Here is a 17,763-nt window from a genome sequence, read left to right as displayed (position 1 = left end):
TCGACTTCGGGCGTCCCGTCAAGATCGCATCCGGGCAATGATCATGTGAGTGAGGCAGCGTCAATGCCCAGGGACGCGGGGGACGGAGGACGGGGGACGGGGGACGGGGGGACGGGGGACGGGGGGACGGGGGGACGGGGGACGGGGGACGGGGGGACGGGGGACGGGGGACGGGGGGACGGGGGACGGGGGACGGGGGACGGGGGACGGGGGAAACGACCCGCACGCAAAAGGGCCCTCACAGGACTTCGAGTTCGGCAGACGGATATCACCGATCACGGTGTGCAGTGCGAGCCTGCTGATCGGACGCCCGAACTGAGCAAGAGAGCCGCTCTGGCCGCGGGCGTCCCGCTGGTCGTCCGAGAACTGCCGGTGCTGCGCGAGGTGTTCGGGTCCGCCGCCCGTTTCGCGGCCACGCCGCAGGACATCGCCACCGCACTCGGCTCGGCGCTCACCGACGCCGATCCGGCCCGGCACGCCCGCCGGGCGCCCCCTCGTCGCGCAGCGCGTGACCGATGGCGCGCTGGCGCACGGGCTCGAGGGTCGTCGGCGGGTCGCCCCCCATTCCCGTAACGGATCTTCACCAACCTCGCCTGAAAATAGCCGTTCGATAACGATCGATTGTCCACCAATACGAAACATTCACGAGAACGCCCACGTAACACACGGGCCGCAGATTCCCCCTACCTGCGGCAATCGAGGAGTGGGATGTACAGATCAGCCAGATTCGTGGCGATGGTCGCTGTGGCCGGGCTCGCGGCAAGCGCCTGTGGTGGCAGTGCCTCCGGAGGCGCTGACGAGACGGCCGGCGACACGCTCGTCGTCGGTGTCGACCTGCCCCTTCAGGGTGCCTCGAAAGACGCGTCCGAGGCGACGGTCAACGCAATGAAGCTCTACCTGGAGCAGGTCGGCGGCAAGGCCGGCAAGTACAAGGTGGAGCTCAAGGTCTACGACGACTCGACGGCCGCCAAGGGCGCCTGGGACGACGCGACCTGCGCGAAGAACGCCCAGGACCATGTGGCCAACGCGAGCGAGGTCGCCGTCATGGGCACCTACAACTCCGGCTGCGCCAAGCTCGAGGTCCCCGTGCTCAACGCGGACCCCAAGGGCCCCATGCTGATGGTGTCGCACGCGAACACCAACCCCGGTCTGACGAAGGCCTGGGACCCGGGCGAGCCCGAGAAATACTTCCCGAACGGCAAGCGGAACTACGCCCGCGTCATCGCGACCGACGACTACCAGGGTGCGGCGGGCGCACAGTTCGTGGCGAAGGACCTCGGCGTGAAGAAGTGCTACGTCCTCAACGACAACCAGACCTACGGTCAGGGTGTCGCCAAGGCGTTCGCCGAGGAGGCGGAGAAGCAGGGCATCACGGTGCTCGGCAACGAACCCTGGGACGCCAAGCAGCCCAACTACACCGCCCTGTTCACCAGCATCAAGGCGAAGAAGCCGGACTGTGTCTTCCTCGGCGGGATCTTCGACAACAACGGCGGCCAGCTCATCAAGGACAAGGTCAAGGTCCTCGGCGACAACGAGAAGGTGAAGGTCCTCGCGCCCGACGGCTTCACCGGCTACCCCGAGTTCGACGAACTGGCCCAGGCCCAGGGGTCGTACATGACCTTCATGGGCCTGGCCTCCGAGTCCCTGCGCGAGCAGGGCGGGATGGGCGCCAAGCTGCTCGACGCGTACAAGAAGAAGTACGGCGAGGACCCCGCCAGCAACTACGCCCTGTACGGCGTGGAGGCCCTGCAGGTGATCCTGTCGGCCATCGAGAAGTCCGACGGCACCCGCAAGGGCGTACGGGACGCGGTGTTCGAGGGTGAGGGCATCACCATCCCGGCCGACGAGTCGGCGGTGGGCAAGGAGATGTCCGTCTCCCCCGAGACGGGTGACGTCAACGTCATCGACGTCTCGGTGCTCCATCTGGAGAGCAAGACGGAGAAGTTCCACAAGTCGTGGCCGGTCGGCTGATCTGACAGCAGGTCGGGGGCGGGCACCGCGCAGCACCACCCCGCGGTGCCCGCCCCGGCACGGCGTCCTCCGTCTCCCCCTTCGTACATCCCCTCACCCACGAGGAACTTCATGGCTGCAACCGCCACAACCGTGGTGGCCCCGACCGCGATCGACCGCAAGGCGCTCATCCAGCGGTACGCCACCTACGTCATTCTTCTCGGCGTCGTCATCTGGCTCGGCGCCAATCTGATCACGTCACCGTCCCAGTTCTTCTCCGCGAGCGCGGAGGGCTTCAACCTGGGCATGCTCTACGCACTCATCGCGCTGGGTTACACCCTGGTCTACGGCATCATCGAGCTGATCAACTTCGCCCACGGCGACCTGTTCATGCTCGGCGCGCTGTGCAGTGGATTCCTGCTGACCACCGTCATGGGCCAGGACCAGTCGAACCTCATGGGCTGGGTGCTGTTCCTGGTGACCCTGGTCGGCACGATGGTCTTCTGCGGCGGCGTCAACGTCTCGATCGAGTTCCTCGCCTACCGGCGCCTGCGGCGCGCCCCCAAGCTGGCCCCCCTGATCACGGCCGTCGGCATGAGCTTCATCCTGCAGTTCATCGGCCTGAAGTGGAACGGCTCGACCCCCAAGCAGTGGCCGAGCGTCTTCCCGGAAGGCTCGTTCGGCATCGGTGACTTCAGGGTCAGCTACAGCCTGCTCGTCGTCGTGGCCGTCACGGTGCCGGTCCTGCTACTGCTGCGCTGGGTGGTCACCAGCACCCGGCAGGGCAAGGCGATGCGGGCCGTGGCCCAGGACCAGGACGCGGCCCGCCTGATGGGCGTCAACGTCAACCGGACCATCTCCTTCACCTTCCTCATCGGTGGAGCGCTGGCCGGTACCGCGGGTGTGATGTACCAGCAGGTCGTGGGCACGACCGCATACAACCTGGGTTTCCAGATGGGCCTGATCGCCTTCACCTCCGCCGTTCTCGGGGGCATCGGCAACATCACCGGGGCGGTGCTCGGCGGCGTCCTGATCGGACTCATCCAGGGCATCAACGACGGCGCGCCCCTCGGGTTCGGCCAGAAGTGGTCCCAGACCGTCGTCTTCACCATCCTGATCCTGCTCATGGTCTTCAAGCCCGAGGGCCTGCTGGGCCGGCCGACCACGGAGAAGGTGTAGCCATGGGCTACGAGACGAAAACCGGCGCGGCCCGGCGACGGCCCGCACTGCCCGTGGCGCACCACCTGCGCTGGCCACTCGGCTTCACCGCGGCGGCCGCCACGGTGTTCCTCGCGTACTACTACCTGGTTCCCGGCCTGGGCCCTGACGGGCAGCAGTTCTTCCAGACCTGGCTCCCGCTCACCTCGGTCAACGAGGCCCTGGTCTGGGTGATCTGCGCCCTCGGCCTGAACATCGTGGTCGGCTACGCCGGCCTGCTGGACCTGGGCTTCGTCGCCTTCTGGGCGCTCGGCGGCTACACCGCCGGCTGGCTGATGTCCGGCTTCTTCCACCAGGTCAACATCCATGTCTTCGGCGGGGGCCTGCCGACGCTGCCCGGCATCCACTTCAACTTCTGGTTCGTGCTGCTGATCGGCGCGGCGTTCTGCGCCCTGTGGGGCGTGATCATCGGTGCGCCGACCCTTCGACTGAAGAGCGACTACCTCGCCCTGGTGACGCTGGGCTTCGGCGAGATCATCCCGCAGGTCTTCGTCAACGGCGAGGACATCGGCGGCTTCAACCTGTCCAACGGCACCAAGGGCATCACCCCGGTCGACCCGATCAGCTTCGGCCCGGTCGAACTCGGGCCGTTCGACCTGGTGTGGAAGTACCTGATCTTCGTCGGCATCGCGGCGCTCGTCATGTTCATCTCGCTGCGGCTGCGCGAGGGCCGGCTCGGCCGCGCCTGGCTCGCCATCCGCGAGGACGAACTCGCCGCCGGCATGATGGGCGTACCGCTGATGCGTACGAAGCTCTCCGCGTACGCCGTCGGGGCGGTGGCCGGCGGTCTGGCCGGTGTCGCTTTCGCCACCCATGTGGGAGGCGTGCTGCCCGACCGGTTCAACTTCTCGATCTCCATCACACTGCTCGCGATGGTCGTGCTCGGCGGTATGGGCAACGTCTGGGGCGTCACCCTCGGCGCCCTCGTCCTCGCCTGGATCAACTCCACTGGTCTGCCGCAGTTCGGCAACACCTTCAACGAGAGCTTCGGCACCGACATCAACTTCCCCTCGTACAACTACCTCCTCTTCGGCGGCATCCTCGTCCTGATGATGATCTTCCGGCGGGAAGGCATCCTCCCCGAGGCACGCACCAAGCTGGTGCTGCGCGAACCCAGCCGAACCGAACGCGAGGCGCTGGGCGCCGACATGGAGGAGTCGGCACCCGAACTGGACGAGGCGCTGGAGGCCGAGGACGCCGAACGGGAGGCGGTGGCCGCCCCCGGCACCGAGGACACCGAGGACGGGCTCGGGGAGAAGGCAGGGAGCACGGTATGACGACCGCCTCGCAGGAAACACCGCGGCAGGCGGCGGACGCCCCGCCGAAGCTGCACGCCGACAACATCACCGTGAAGTTCGGGGGCCTGGTGGCCGTCAACGACGTGAGCTTCACCATCCCCGACCGGTCGGTGGTCAGCCTCATCGGCCCCAACGGCGCCGGCAAGACGACGTTCTTCAACGTCCTCACCGGTCTGTACCGGACCACCAGCGGCCGGGTGGTGCTGGGCGACAAGGACATCACCAACCTGGTGCCGCACCGGATCGCCGGGCTGGGCATGGCCCGTACGTTCCAGAACATCCGCCTCTTCGGCCTGATGACGGCCGAGGAGAACGTCAAGGTGGCCATGCACTCCCAGCTCAGGTCGGGGCCGTTCCACACCGTCGTACGCACCCGCAGGCAGCGCCGCGAGGAGCTTCAGGCCCGGGAGTTCGCCAGGGAGCTGCTGGACTTCGTGGGGATCGGCAAGTTCGCGGACGAGTACGCCCGCAGCCTCTCCTACGGCGACCAGCGGCGACTGGAGATCGCCCGGGCGCTCGCGCTACGGCCCAGCGTCCTCCTCCTCGACGAGCCGACGGCCGGCATGAACCCGCAGGAGTCGGCCCGGTTCACCGACTTCGTCCATCGGCTGCGGGCGGAGAAGGACCTGTCGGTCCTGCTCATCGAGCACGACATGAGCGTGGTCATGCAGCTGTCGGACCGGATCACCGTCCTGGACCGGGGGGAGAAGATCGCCGAGGGCGGCCCCGACGACATCAGGAACGACGAGCGGGTCATCGAGGCGTACCTCGGAAAGTCCGGAAGGGGCAAGAGCGCATGAGCGGTACCAGCGCACCGGGCGGCGCGACCGACGCCGGTGAGCCGATGCTGGAACTGGACGGGATCCACGTCTACTACGGCAACATCGCCGCGGTGAAGGGCCTGTCGCTGACGGTCCACCCCGGTGAGATCGTCACCCTCATCGGTTCCAACGGCGCCGGCAAGTCCACCACCCTGCGGGCCATCTCCGGCCTGCTCCCGCTGCGTCACGGCAGCATCAGGTTCCAGGGCGAGGACCTGGGGGGCGCACCGGACCACGAGGTCGTCAGGCGGGGCATCGCCCACTCACCGGAGGGCCGACGGATCTTCCCCCGGATGACCGTGGACGAGAACCTCGACATGGGCGCGTTCCTGCGCAAGGACGAGGAAGAGATCGCCAGGGACCGGGAGATGGTCCTCGACCTCTTCCCGCGACTGCGGGAACGCATCGGTCAGAAGGCCGGCACCATGTCGGGCGGCGAGCAGCAGATGCTCGCCGTGGGGCGGGCGCTGATGGCGAAGCCGAAGCTGCTGCTGCTCGACGAGCCGTCCATGGGGCTCGCCCCCGTCCTGGTCGACGTCATCTTCGAGACCATCACCAGGATCCGCGAACAGGGCACCACGGTGCTGCTCGTGGAGCAGAACGCGCTGGCCGCCCTGGAGATCGCGGACCGCGCGTACGTCCTGGAATCCGGAGCGCTGAAGCTTCATGGGCCGGCGTCCGAACTCGCGGAGGACGAGGAGATCGTCAACGCCTATCTCGGCGGCTGAATCGGAGGTTCACGGATGCCGTCTGCGCGGCGCCGCGCAGACGGCATCCGTGACCTCGACCGGATCCTCGCAGCCCGAAGCGACATACGCGGCGCGCGTCGAGATCACCGGGGCCCGCTGGGGCCTGACCAGCCGTCACCGGTGAGCATGCGGGCCTGCTGAGAGCAGTTCATCGGCAGCGCGCTCGACGTCGGACTCGGACACGAGGACCAACTGCGCTGCCTGCCCCAGCGGGATGAAGCTGTCCCGGCCGGCGACCCGTCGGACCGCGCCGGTGAATCCGGCATCGACCAGGGCGGTGACGACTCCCTCTGACACGCCTCCCGTACGGCGGGTCTCGTCGACGACGAGGACGCGTCCCGTCGCACGAGCTTCCCGCAGCAGGTCGTCGACCGGCAAGGGGGCCAGCCAGCGCAGGTCGACGACCCGGCACGCGATGCCCTGCTGCTCCAGCCGGCGTGCGGCTCGAAGTGAGATGCGCAGGCCGTTGCCGAAGGTCACGAGGGTCAGGTCCGTGCCTGTGCCGTAGGTGCGTGCCCGGCCGATCGGTACGTGCTCTGCGGGCGATGGGTATGCGGCGAGCCAGGCGTTGTCACTCTCCGCGTGGAGATCTCGTGCGTGATAGAGCGCGATCGGCTCGAGGAAGGCGCTGACCGTTCCGTCCACCTTCGCGGCCGCCACACAGGTGCGAAGCATCGCGGCGGCGTCGTCGGGGCGGGACGGAGAGGCGATGACCAGACCGGGAATGTCCCGCAGAACGCCCAGCGCGTTGTCGTTGTGGAAGTGACCGCCGAACCCGCGCTGGTAGCCGTAACCGGCGATGCGCACCACAAGGGGGTTGCGGTACTGGCCCTGGGAGAAGAACTGAAGCGTGGCGGCCTCGCCGCGCAGTTGGTCCTCGGCGTTGTGCAGGTAGGCAAGGTACTGGATCTCCGCCACGGGCAGCAGTCCGGACAGCCCCGCTCCCAGCGCGAGGCCGAGGATGGCCTGCTCGTCGAGCAGGGTGTCGAAGACCCGAGGGGTGCCGAAACGCCGCTGCAGTCCCCGGGTCAGTCCGTAGACCCCGCCCTTGCGGCCGACGTCCTCACCGAAGACGACCATCTCCGGGTGGCTGCTGAGCAGGTCGGCGAGTGTGTGGGTGATGGCCTGGGCGATGGTGACGGGCTCACCCACGGGCACTGCGGGTGGTTCGCTCGTACGGCGTGCCGCAGCCGCCACCAGGTCGGGACGGCGGGGTGCGATGGGGGCGGCGATCTGCGTGGCGGTGGTCAGGGGCTCGCTGTCGAGGGCCTCCTTGGCAACGGCGAACACCCGTCCGGCCACCTCGTCGTACCGGTCGAGAACCTGCTGCGGGGTGAGGACGCCGGTCGTTGTGAGCAGCCGGGCAGTGGCCGGCAGCGGGTCGCGTCGCAGATCCGCGGCGACTTCGGAAGGCACCCGGTAGGCGGCTTCGGCGTCCGAGCCCGCATGGCCGAGGAACCGCACCATCGACAGGTGCAGGAACGCCGGTTGCCGGTTCTTGCGTACATGGGCCACTGCCTCGCACGCGGTGTCGAAGGCGGCTGCCGGATCACACCCGTCCGCGGCGAAGTAGGCGAGAGAAGGCCGGTTGCCGTAGGCGCGCCGCACCCAGTCATGCGGCGTCGGCACGCTGATCCCCAGGCCGTTGTCCTCGCAGACGAACAGCACGGGCATCGGGATGCCCTGGTAGGCCGCGTGGCAGGCGCTGTTGATGGCGCCCGCCGCCGTGGAGTGGTTGACCGAGGCGTCACCGAAGGAACAGCAGACGACGGCATCGCCGGGCCAGGCGCACTCGGCCCCGAGCCGCTTGGCGCGCGCGATGCTCCACGCCACCCCGACTGCCCGCGGCAGGTGGGAGGCGATGGTCGACGTCTGCGGGATGACGGCCAGTTCACGACGCCCGTACACCTTGTGCCGTCCACCGGCGATCGGCTCGTCGGCCCCGGCGGCCGCCCCCAGCAGCATGTCCCTGACCGCGTCGACGCCGCCGGCCTGCCGGGCGCGGGCGCAGTAGAAGGCTCCGGACCGGTAGTGCAGCAACGCCGGGTCGGTGGGACGCAACGCGAGGGCGAGGGCGGCGTTGCCCTCGTGCCCGCTCGATCCGATGGTGTAGTAGCCACGGCCCTGCTGCTGCATCCAGCGCGCCGCGGCGTCGGTGTGGCGGCTCTCCAGTTGGGCGTCGAACAGGTCCAGTGCGGTACGGGTGTCCAGTGGGCCGGCGGCGTGGGCGGCAGGTCGGAGAGCGGCCACCGCCTCGCGGAAGTGCCGGTCGAGGTCCTCGACGCCGCTCACAGGCGGAACGACATGTCGGGTTCGAGCGTGGCCACGTCCATCTGCGCTTTCTGCAGCCGGCCGGAGTGGTCCCAGTTCATCGACTGCCAGCGGGTGAACTGGTCGAGCACCCACTGCCCCGACTGGCGACTGCCGTTGCCCGACTTGCCGTTGCCGCCGAACGGAAGGTGTGCCTCGGCTCCGGAGGTGGTGTTGTTGACGCTGACCATGCCGGCGGAGGTGCCGCGCCGGAACGTCCACACCTCGTGCGGATCGGTGGTGTAGATCGCGGCGGACAGCCCGTAGCCGTGGGCGTTGGCCAGCTCCACGGCCTCGTCGAAGTCCCGGTAGGTGGTCACACCGACGATGGGCCCGAAGGTCTCGGTGAGGAACAGGTCGTCGTCGCGGCGCACTCCGTCGACGATCACCGGGTGGTAGAACATGCCCGCTTCGGGATCCCCGACGAAGCCCTTGCGCGGGTTGCCGGCCGTGATCCGCCCGACGCCGTCGGAGCCGTACGTCCGGTGGTGGTCCTTGACCCAGCCGAGGAAGGTCTCGTAGCGCCGCGCGAACCGCTCGTCGAGCATCGGGCCGTAGAGGACGTCCTCGAACGCGTCGCCGATCCGGGCCGCCCGGCTCGCGGCGTCGAAGCGGGCGAGGAAGTCCTTGTGCACCGACTCGTGGACGATGACCGTCCCGAGGGAGGTGCAGCGCTGCCCCGCGGTGCCGAAGCCGGAGAACAACGCCCCCTCGACCGCCAGATCGAGGTTCGCGCTCGGGGTGACCACCTGGGGGTTCTTGCCGCCCAGCTCCAGGCACGGGGTCTGCAGGTGGCTTCCGCACAGGGCGCCGATCTTCCTGCCGACGAGCGTGGACCCCGTGAAGCCGACCTTGTCGACAAGACCGGCCTCCAGGGAGGCCTCCAGACCGGCGTACGTCTGCTCCCCGTCGGCGAGTACGAGGTTGAGTACGCCGTCGGGCAGGCCGCCTCCGTGGACGAACAGCTCGTAGAGGGCGTGGGCGCTCGCGGCGGCGTACTCGGCCGGCTTCCACACCACGGTGTTGCCGGTCACGAGCGCCGGCACGAGGTACCAGGACGGCACGGCCACCGGGAAGTTGCCCGCGGTGATCACCGCGACCGCGCCCATGGGGTTGCGGAAGGTGAACAGCTGCTTGTCAGGCATCTCCGAGGGCACCGTCTGCCCGTACAGCCGGCGGCCCTCGCCCAGGAAGAAGTCGCAGGTGTCGATGATCTCCTGGACCTCACCGAGTGCCTCCGCCAGCGGCTTGCCGATCTCCTCGGTCACGATGCGGGCGAGCCGGTCCTTGTTGGCTTCGACGAGCCGGCCGATCTTTCCGATCGCGGATCCGCGCACCGGCGCCGGGACGTCCACCCAGGCCCGCTGAGCCGCCTTCGCCGCCCCGGCGGCCTCGGCGAACGTGGCGGCGTCCCCGAGCGAGACCTCGGTGACCAGCTCAGCGGTACGGCCGGGATTGGGGCGCTGGAGAGTCCCGCCGGGAGCGCCGGCGACCATGCGGCCGGCAACGATCGAGGCGACGGAACGGGCCATGACTTTGCTCCTTGTCGGCTGGTAGGGGTTCAGTGCAGGCCGGTGAGCAGCCGGTCGAGGGCCCGCAGGGCGACTTCCAGCTCGCCCTGGGTGATGGACAGGGCAGGGCGGAAGCGCACCGAACGCTCGCCACACGGCAATGCGATCACCTGCTCCTCGGTTCGCAACCGGCGTATGACCTCGTCACGGACGCCCATGTCAGGCAGATCGACGGCACTCATCAGTCCGCGGCCCCTCGAGTTGGACACCACCGGTGCGTGCCGGACCTCGAGATCACGTAGCTCGGCCAGGAACCACGCTCCCACGGCAGCGGCATTGGCCACCAGATCGTCCCTCTCGATGATCTCCAGGATGCGGCGTGCCCGGACCATGTCGACCAGCCCACCGCCCCAGGTGGAGTTGATCCGCCCGGAGACCCGGAAGACGTTGTCGGGTACCTGCTCGACCCGGCGGCCGGCCATGACGCCGCCGAGCTGGACCTTCTTGGCGAAAGCGACGATATCCGGCTCGAGGCCCAGTTGCTGGTAGGCCCAGGTGGTGCCGGTGATCCCCACCCCGGTCTGCACCTCGTCGAGCACGAACAGCGCGTCGTACTCGTGACAGAGCGCCTGCATCGCCTGGAGGAACTCCGGGCGCATGTGGTTGTCGCCGCCCTCGCCCTGGATCGGCTCGGCGATGAAGCAGGCGACGTCATGCAGGTTGTCCTCGAACGCTCGCCTCGCCTGCTCCAGGGCCCGTCGCTCGGCCTCCTCCACTTCGGCAAGGTGGTGCTCGAGGGGGAACCGCACAGCGGGTACGTCGATGCGCGGCCAGTCGAACCTCGGGAAACGGGCCGTCTTGCCCGGCTCGGTATTGGTCAGCGAGAGGGTGTAACCGCTGCGGCCGTGAAAGGCCCGTCGAAGGTGGAGCACTTGGGTGCCGAGCTCGGGTGAGCGGCCTGCGGCCTCGTTGCGGCGGCTCTTCCAGTCGAATGCCGCCTTGAGTGCGTTTTCGACGGCGAGCGCCCCACCCTCGACGAAGAACAGTCGCGGCAGCTCCGGATCGCCCAGCACCCGGGCGAACGTCTCGACGAACTCGGCGTAGTGCGTGGTGTAGATGTCGGGGTTGGCGGGCTTGTTCGCCGCCACCTGCGCGAGCAGGGTCATGAACTCCGGATCGTCCACGATGCCCCGCGCGTTGAGTCCCAGCGGAGCGGACGCGAAGAACGAGTAGAGGTCGAGGAACTTCTCACCGGTGCGCGCGTCGACGATCCACGAGCCCTGACTGGCGAGCGGGTCGAGCACGAGTTTGAAACCGTCGGTCAGCACATGGCGGCCGAGTCTCTCGTGCACCTCGTCCGGGTGGACCGTGGACGCAGCGGCAACCGTCATGGAGCACCTACTCTCGACAGCGGGTCACGGGAGATCTTTCGCGGATCACGAGTAGCGGCGAAATTATTTTAGGTCTACCGCGAAAACGGCCGCAAGGTTTCGCGCACGGGCAGATGCTCTTCGAAGTAAGCAGCGCTCTCCGCATCCGCCGGGTAGTACGACTCGATCGCGACCTCGTCCAGCGTGATGTCCATGGGCGTACCGAACGTGGTGATGGTCGAGAACAGCCGCAGTTCTCGTCCGCCGAAACGAAGAATCATCGGGATCACGACGTCGGATTCGGCCGATCGGCTCGATGCGTCCTCGGAGTCGGGCTCCAGCAGTTCCTCATAGAGCGCGGCGAGCTCGGCGTCGGGTGCCAGGGCGAGCTGCCGTCTGATCCGGGAGCGGAACATCGCACGCACGTCGTCCAGGTTGACGACCAGAGGGGCGAACCCGCGCGGGTCCAGTCCCAGCCTCACCAGGCTGATCGGCGGCCGTAGCAGCTCGGGGTCGACGTCCGCGAAGAACGGCTCGACCGCGCGGTTGGTCATCACGATGTTCCACCGGCGGTCGAAGGCCACCGCCGGGTACGGCTCATGCGCGCGAAGCACCCTCTCGACCGCGTCCCGGGCCGCCGACAGCGCGTCGTCGTCAAGTGGCCGCTCGGCGTACCGGGGCGCGAAGCCGGCCGCGAGCAACAGCCGGTTGCGATCACGCAACGGCACATCGAGCTGGTCCGCGAGCCGGAGGACCATGTCGGCGCTCGGGTTGGACTTGCCCGTCTCGACCAGGCTGACGTGACGAGCCGAGACATCGGCCGCGATCGCGAGATCGAGTTGGCTGAGTCGTCGGCGGTGCCGCCACTGCCGCAAGAGGTCTCCGACCGTATGCACGGGCATCGAGAGTACTCATCCTGGGGCCGTACGCCATGAAGTCCGGTTTCATCGACAACCGTTGCGGCCGCGGAAACACTGAGTCCATGACCACGGACAACAAGAGCATGGTGGAACAGGCACTGGCGGAACTGATGGAGACGGGCAGCGTCGACGCGCTCGAACCGTTGCTGAGCGAGGACTTCGTCCATCACCGGCCGGACGCGACCTCCTCGACCAAGGCGGAGTGGCTGGCCGCTGTCCAGGCGGCACTCGTCCCGCTCGCCGATATGCGGGTCGAGGTCCGTCACCTGCTGGCCGACGGTGATCACGTCGTGATGCACTCGCGGCGACGGCTCCCCGATGCCGGGCCGGAGGTCGCGGTCGTCGACATCTGGCGGATCGACGAGGGGCTGGTCGCCGAGTGCTGGGAGATCATCGAGCCGACGGCCCGGGCGGCCGCCAATCTGGTGTGGTGGGAGCCCGCTGGAGGCTGACCGCCACCCAGCGAAAAGCCGCCCTCCTCAAGCAGGAGAACGGCCTCCGACCTGCATCAAAGCTGGTCGGGACGACAGGATTTGAACCTGCGACCCCTTGACCCCCAGTCAAGTGCGCTACCAAGCTGCGCCACGTCCCGGTGCGTCTCGCGCGGTGAACCGCGTGATCGCGCGAACAGCACTTTACCCCACGCAGAGGGCCGCTTCGCAGCGGGCGGGGGCAAGGCGGGACAATCGACGTATGGGCAGTACATCCTCAGGCAGGCCGGCCGGTGCGCGGGACAGGGACGACGAGGGGCGGGCGCGCAACGCCCGACCGCGGGACGGGCTCGGGCGCCCCCTGCCCTATGGGGCGGAGGGTGTGGAGCGGCAGCCCGAGGGTGTCGTACGCACCCCCGAGCAGAGCGTCGCGGAGGCGCAGGAACTGCTCGACGCGGGCAAGCCCTTCCACGCGCACGAGGTCTTCGAGGACGCCTGGAAGTCGGGGCCCGAGGAGGAACGGACCCTGTGGCGGGGGCTGGCCCAGCTCGCGGTGGGACTCACCCACGCGGCCCGGGGCAACGTCACGGGCGGGGCGCGGCTGCTGCGGCGCGGGGCCGGGGCGGTCCAGGAGTGGGCGTCGGTCTCGGGGCGCGCACAGCCGTACGGGATGGATCTGACCGGGCTCGCCGGGTGGGCGCGGACGGTGGCGGAGGACGTGGAGCGGGACGCCGGGGCCGTGGACGCGAAGGCACGGGCGCCGCGGCTGTTGGCGTGAGGCGGGAGGCGGCTCCGCCCGCGAGAGAGCGGGTGGCCAGCGCGTGCCCGTGCCCCTCGGAGAGCCGCCCGGCACGCGCACACATGCCCCGGCCTCGGACGCGGTGCCCGCGTTGTCAGTGGCGTGGGGCAGACTCGGGGTGTGCGAAAGATTCATGTCATCGGTATTGGGGCGGGCGACCCGGAGCAGCTGACGCTGCAGGCCGTCAGGGCGCTGCGGGGCACGGACGTGTTCTTCATCCTCGACAAGGGCGAGGTGAAGTCGGACCTCACGCAGCTGCGCCGGGACATGCTGGACGCGCACATACCGGAGGGGACGTACCGGGTCGTCGAGGCGCGGGACCCGGAGCGTGACCGCTCCGCGGGGGGTGCCGCCTACTCCCCCGCCGTCGGGGACTGGCGCAGTGCCCGCGCCGGGATCTACGAGCGACTGATCACCGAGGAACTGGGCAAGGACGAGACGGGTGCGTTCCTGGTGTGGGGCGACCCCGCGCTGTACGACAGCACGCTCGGGATCCTCCAGGAGGTCCTGGACAAGGGCGCGGTGGACTTCGAGTACGACGTCGTGCCCGGTATCAGCAGCGTCTCCGCGCTCGTCGCCCGGCATCGGACGGGGCTCAACCGCGTCGCCCGGTCCGTTCAGATCACGACGGGGCGGCGGCTGGCCGAGGGCTTCCCGGAGGACGTGGACGACGTGGTCGTCATGCTCGACGCCCACCAGGCCTTCCGGCGGTACGCCGACCAGGACATCGACATCTACTGGGGCGCGTACATAGGTACACCGGACGAGATCCTCGCCTCGGGCCCGATCGCCGAGGCCGCGCCCCGGATCGAGCGACTGCGTGCCGAGGCCCGCGAGCGCAAGGGCTGGATCATGGACACGTATCTGCTGCGCAGGAACCCGAAGGAGCACAAGGAGCAGTAGGAGCCCGGCAGGTATTCGGTCGGGGCGGGGCTCGCCGCCCCGCACCCGGCACCCGGCACCCGGCACCCGGCACCCGGCACCCGGCACCCGGCACCCGAGCGGACCGTTCCCGCATGCGCCGCCCTCTCACCGCTGTGATCGTGGGGCCGTGACGCTCGCCGAGGGATCCGCCCCGCCCGCCGCCTCCCAGCCACCCGTGCTGGACTCGCGTCGGCGCAATGTCGTCTTCGTGACGATCATGCTGGGGATGCTCCTCGCGGCCCTCGACCAGACGATCGTGGGCACGGCGCTGCCGACGATCGTGTCGGACCTGGGCGGTGCCGAGCACATGTCGTGGGTGGTGACGTCGTACCTGCTCGCGGAGACCGTCGCGACGGTCCTGGTGGGCAAGTTCGGCGACATGTTCGGCCGCAAGGTGGTCTTCCAGGTCTCCGCGATCGTGTTCATCACGGGCTCGTTCCTGTGCGGTCTGGCCTCCAACATGACGCTGCTGATCCTCTGGCGGGCGATGCAGGGTGTCGGGGCCGGCGGTCTGATGGTGACGGCGATGGCCCTGATCGCCGACGTCATCCCGCTCCGGGAACGCGGCAAGTACCAGGGCGCGATCGGCGCGGTGTTCGGTGTGGCGACGGTGATCGGACCGCTGCTGGGCGGGCTGTTCACCGACCATCTGACCTGGCGCTGGGCGTTCTACGTCAACGTGCCGATCGCGATCATCGTGGTCATCGCGGCCGCCCGGACCATCCCGGTGGTCAAGTCGGCGTCCCGGCCCGTCATCGACTACCTGGGCATCGGGCTCGTCGCGGTCGGCGCCAGCGCGCTGATTCTGGCGACCAGTTGGGGCGGCAACGAGTACGCGTGGAGTTCGGGCGTCATCATCGGCCTGTTCGTCGGCGGTGCGGTCGCGCTCGGCCTGTTCTGCTGGGCGGAGACGCGGGCGGCCGAACCGATGCTGCCCATGCGGCTGTTCGGCAACCCCGTCTTCACGGTCTGCTCCGTGCTCAGCTTCATCGTCGGCTTCGCCATGCTCGGCGCGATCACGTATCTGCCGGCCTATCTGCAGTACGTCGACGGCGACTCGGCCACGATCTCGGGCGTGCGGACGCTGCCGATGGTGGTGGGGCTGCTCATCGCGTCGGTGTTCAGCGGCAACGTGGTCAGCAAGACCGGGAAGTACCGGGTCTTCCCGATCGTCGGCTCCCTGGTGATGGCGGTCGGGCTGTTCCTGATGTCCCTCATGGGGCCGTCGTCCGGCACCTGGCTGGAGTCGCTGTACATGTTCGTGTTCGGCACCGGCATCGGCCTGTGCATGCAGGTCCTGACGATCGCGGTGCAGAACACCGTCGTGTACGCCGACCTCGGCACCGCGACCTCCGGTGTCACCTTCTTCCGTACGCTGGGCAGTTCGTTCGGCACGGCCGTCTTCGGCACGATCTACACCAACACGCTCACACCCAACCTCACCGCCGCCGTCGAGACCGCCGCGAGGACGGGCAGCGGGCTCGATCCGACCGCCATCGCCCAGGCGGCGACCAGCCCCGAGGGCCTGCACGGGCTGCCGCCGCAGGTCGCCGCCCCGATCGTCGAGGCCTATGCCGACACGCTGCAGACCGTCTTCCTGTGGACGGTGCCGGTCGCGGCGGTCGGCTTCGTGGTGGCCCTGTTCCTCAAGCAGGTGCCGCTGCGCGACAGTGCGCGGTTGGGGTCCACCGACCTGGGCGACGGCTTCGCGTCGCCGCACGACGCCAACGCCCAGCGGGTGCTGGAGACGTCCGTCGGAAAGATCATCGGCGGCCTGCAGCCCGACACGGCACGCCGCATCATCGCGGACTCCGACACGCGCCTCGACGTGGCCGGCGCCTGGGCGGTCATCCAGGTCGACCTGCTGACCCGTCTGGTCGGCCACGCCAGTCTCGGCATGATCGCAGCCCGCCGCCACATGCCCCCGGAAGTGCTCCTGCCGGTCTTCGACCGCATGGTCGAGGAGGGCTACCTCACCCGCGACGGCTCCCTCCTCTCCCACACCGCGGCGGGCGCCCGCGAGGCCGAGGTCATCGGCAAGGCGTGGGGCACCTGGCTGGAGGCCCGGGTGCACGAGGACATCGGCCGGCCCCCCGGCACGGATCTGCGCGCCGCGGTCCACACGATCGCCAAGCGCCTGCTCCTCGAGGACCTGACCCACGGCCTGCCGAGCCGCGAGAAGGAGCCGGCGCTGAGCGAGTCGCGCTGAAACCCGGGTGCGGCGTGCGGCGGTCCGCGGTGATACTCGCGGCATGTCTGCCACGCCGGTGCGTTTCCGTGATCCCCTCAGCAAGGAGTACGAGTTCACCGACTCGATGCTGGTGCGCTGCCCGCGCTGCGACGGAATGGCCCACTTCGACAGGCGGCCCGCCGACGCTCCGGACGCCCACGGCATGTCGTACCGGCAGCTGCGTCTGGTCTGCCCGTCTTGCGGCCTCGTGCGGAACTCGTCGTGTGCCCAGGGACGGTGTGCCCACCCGGTCCTGTGGCTCCGGACCCGGACCAGGCACGGAGAGGTGTGGGCCTACAACCTCGAACACCTCGACCTGCTCAGGCGGTTCGTCGCCGCATCGCTGCGGGAGCGGCCGCCCTGGTACGAGCGCGGGCGGAAGATGACCTACGTCGCCCGTCTGCCCGCCTGGATCAAGCGGGCGAAGAACCGCGACGAGGTCCTGCGCGCCATCGACCGCATCCGCGCCTCGGTCCTCACGGGCTGAGGCCGAGCCGCTCCAGGGCCCCCGCCACGTCCGGCACCGCTTGCGTGCCCGCCGGGGGCGGGGGGCGTCGTACGACGACGACCGGGAGGGTGAGGTGGCGGGCGGCGGTGAGTTTGGCCGAGGTCGCCGCTCCGCCGCTGTCCTTGGTGACCAGGACGTCGATGCGGTGCTCGCGCAGCAGGGCCGTCTCGTCGGTCACCGTGAACGGGCCGCGGGCCAGGAGCACTTCGGTGTGCGGGGGCATCGGGGGCTCGGGTGGGTCGACGGAGCGTACGAGGAAGCGCAGGTCCGCGAGGTGGGCGAAGGCCGCCAGGCCCAGGCGGCCGGTGGTGAGGAAGACCCGGTGACCGAGGCTCGGCAGCAGCGCGGCGGCCTCGTCCAGCGAGGCGACCTCGTGCCAGCGGTCCGCCGGGCCCGGTCGCCATCCCGGGCGGCGCAGGACCACCGTCGGCACACCGGTCGCCGTCGCGGCGCGCGCCGCGTTCGCCGTGATCGACTCGGCGAAGGGGTGCGTGGCGTCGACGACGGCGTCGACCTGCTCGGCGCGCAGCCAGTCGGCCAGGCCCTCCGCCCCGCCGAAGCCGCCGATCCGGACCTCCCCCTCGACCGCGCCCGGCCGTGACACCCGCCCCGCGAGGGAGGTCGTGACCCGGACGCCGGGGTGCGTCGTGAGCGCGGTGGCGAGTTCGCGGGCCTCGGTGGTGCCGCCGAGGATCAGGATGTGGCGGGGGGACATGGGGGGAGC

General features: G+C 69.4%; 15 protein-coding genes and 1 tRNA gene. 10 read left to right on the top strand and 6 right to left on the bottom strand.

All coding sequences use genetic code 11. The features are described 5' to 3' along the window. The first annotated feature begins 708 nt into the window (after window positions 1-708). From EJ357_RS40980 to EJ357_RS40955, 5 genes are all read left to right on the top strand, one after another. A complete protein-coding gene (locus tag EJ357_RS40980) occupies window positions 709-1,971 on the top strand; it encodes a branched-chain amino acid ABC transporter substrate-binding protein (RefSeq protein ID WP_126396911.1) in 1,263 nt (420 codons plus the stop codon). A gap of 111 nt (window positions 1,972-2,082) precedes the next feature. Next, complete coding sequence (locus EJ357_RS40975) at window positions 2,083-3,129, top strand: branched-chain amino acid ABC transporter permease (protein WP_126396909.1); 1,047 nt, start codon at window positions 2,083-2,085, stop codon at window positions 3,127-3,129. Window positions 3,130-3,131: 2 nt separating this feature from the next. After that, window positions 3,132-4,445, top strand: coding sequence for a branched-chain amino acid ABC transporter permease (locus tag EJ357_RS40970; protein ID WP_175647702.1), 1,314 nt, complete (start codon window positions 3,132-3,134; stop codon window positions 4,443-4,445). Beyond that, window positions 4,442-5,266, top strand: coding sequence for an ABC transporter ATP-binding protein (locus EJ357_RS40960; protein ID WP_126396907.1), 825 nt, complete (start codon window positions 4,442-4,444; stop codon window positions 5,264-5,266). Before EJ357_RS40970 ends, EJ357_RS40960 begins: the two co-directional genes overlap by 4 nt. Then, complete coding sequence (locus tag EJ357_RS40955; protein WP_228472765.1) at window positions 5,263-6,015, top strand: ABC transporter ATP-binding protein; 753 nt, start codon at window positions 5,263-5,265, stop codon at window positions 6,013-6,015. Before EJ357_RS40960 ends, EJ357_RS40955 begins: the two co-directional genes overlap by 4 nt. Before the next feature lie 135 nt (window positions 6,016-6,150). Here EJ357_RS40955 and EJ357_RS40950 read toward each other — a convergent pair whose 3' ends face one another. The 4 genes from EJ357_RS40950 to EJ357_RS40935 form a co-directional block, all read right to left on the bottom strand. Continuing rightward, on the bottom strand, window positions 6,151-8,328 hold the full coding sequence (locus EJ357_RS40950; RefSeq protein WP_126396905.1) for a thiamine pyrophosphate-dependent enzyme: 2,178 nt from the start codon (window positions 8,326-8,328) through the stop codon (window positions 6,151-6,153). Next, complete coding sequence (locus EJ357_RS40945) at window positions 8,325-9,878, bottom strand: aldehyde dehydrogenase family protein (protein WP_126396903.1); 1,554 nt, start codon at window positions 9,876-9,878, stop codon at window positions 8,325-8,327. The genes EJ357_RS40950 and EJ357_RS40945 overlap by 4 nt, the downstream gene beginning before the upstream one ends. Before the next feature lie 29 nt (window positions 9,879-9,907). Beyond that, window positions 9,908-11,248: an L-lysine 6-transaminase gene (gene lat, locus EJ357_RS40940; RefSeq protein ID WP_126396901.1), complete on the bottom strand. Its 1,341-nt coding sequence runs from the start codon at window positions 11,246-11,248 to the stop codon at window positions 9,908-9,910. 74 nt (window positions 11,249-11,322) lie between these two features. Continuing rightward, on the bottom strand, window positions 11,323-12,129 hold the full coding sequence (locus tag EJ357_RS40935) for a helix-turn-helix domain-containing protein (protein ID WP_228472764.1): 807 nt from the start codon (window positions 12,127-12,129) through the stop codon (window positions 11,323-11,325). Between the two features lie 80 nt (window positions 12,130-12,209). Between EJ357_RS40935 and EJ357_RS40930 the strand changes: the two genes are divergently transcribed. Beyond that, window positions 12,210-12,599, top strand: coding sequence for a nuclear transport factor 2 family protein (locus EJ357_RS40930; RefSeq protein ID WP_126396899.1), 390 nt, complete (start codon window positions 12,210-12,212; stop codon window positions 12,597-12,599). 63 nt (window positions 12,600-12,662) lie between these two features. On the opposite strand, the gene EJ357_RS40925 is transcribed toward EJ357_RS40930, so the two are convergent. After that, window positions 12,663-12,739, bottom strand: a tRNA-Pro gene (locus tag EJ357_RS40925). 101 nt (window positions 12,740-12,840) lie between these two features. Here EJ357_RS40925 and EJ357_RS40920 point away from each other — a divergent pair. From EJ357_RS40920 to EJ357_RS40905, 4 genes are all read left to right on the top strand, one after another. Beyond that, entirely contained in the window at window positions 12,841-13,356 is a 516-nt protein-coding gene (locus tag EJ357_RS40920; RefSeq protein WP_126396897.1) for a DUF309 domain-containing protein, read from the top strand. A 141-nt stretch (window positions 13,357-13,497) separates the two neighbouring features. Beyond that, the gene (cobF, locus tag EJ357_RS40915) at window positions 13,498-14,280 is read left to right on the top strand and encodes a precorrin-6A synthase (deacetylating) (RefSeq protein WP_126396895.1); all 783 of its coding nucleotides are present in this window, start codon (window positions 13,498-13,500) and stop codon (window positions 14,278-14,280) included. Between the two features lie 148 nt (window positions 14,281-14,428). Beyond that, window positions 14,429-16,510 carry an MDR family MFS transporter gene (locus tag EJ357_RS40910; RefSeq protein WP_126396893.1) on the top strand — a complete coding sequence of 694 codons (2,082 nt, stop codon included), beginning with the start codon at window positions 14,429-14,431 and terminating at the stop codon, window positions 16,508-16,510. Window positions 16,511-16,553: 43 nt separating this feature from the next. Continuing rightward, a complete protein-coding gene (locus EJ357_RS40905) occupies window positions 16,554-17,018 on the top strand; it encodes a hypothetical protein (protein ID WP_126396891.1) in 465 nt (154 codons plus the stop codon). Here the strand turns inward: EJ357_RS40905 and EJ357_RS40900 are convergent. After that, window positions 17,008-17,754, bottom strand: a complete 747-nt coding sequence (locus EJ357_RS40900) for a cobalt-precorrin-6A reductase (RefSeq protein ID WP_126396889.1) — start codon at window positions 17,752-17,754, stop codon at window positions 17,008-17,010. The two genes, EJ357_RS40905 and EJ357_RS40900, sit on opposite strands and share 11 nt — an antisense overlap. Window positions 17,755-17,763: the final 9 nt, after the last annotated feature.

Origin of the sequence: Streptomyces cyaneochromogenes (genome assembly GCF_003963535.1) — a bacterium.
Taxonomy (GTDB): domain Bacteria; phylum Actinomycetota; class Actinomycetes; order Streptomycetales; family Streptomycetaceae; genus Streptomyces; species Streptomyces shaanxiensis.
This window is presented reverse-complemented; position numbering and strand designations above follow the sequence as displayed.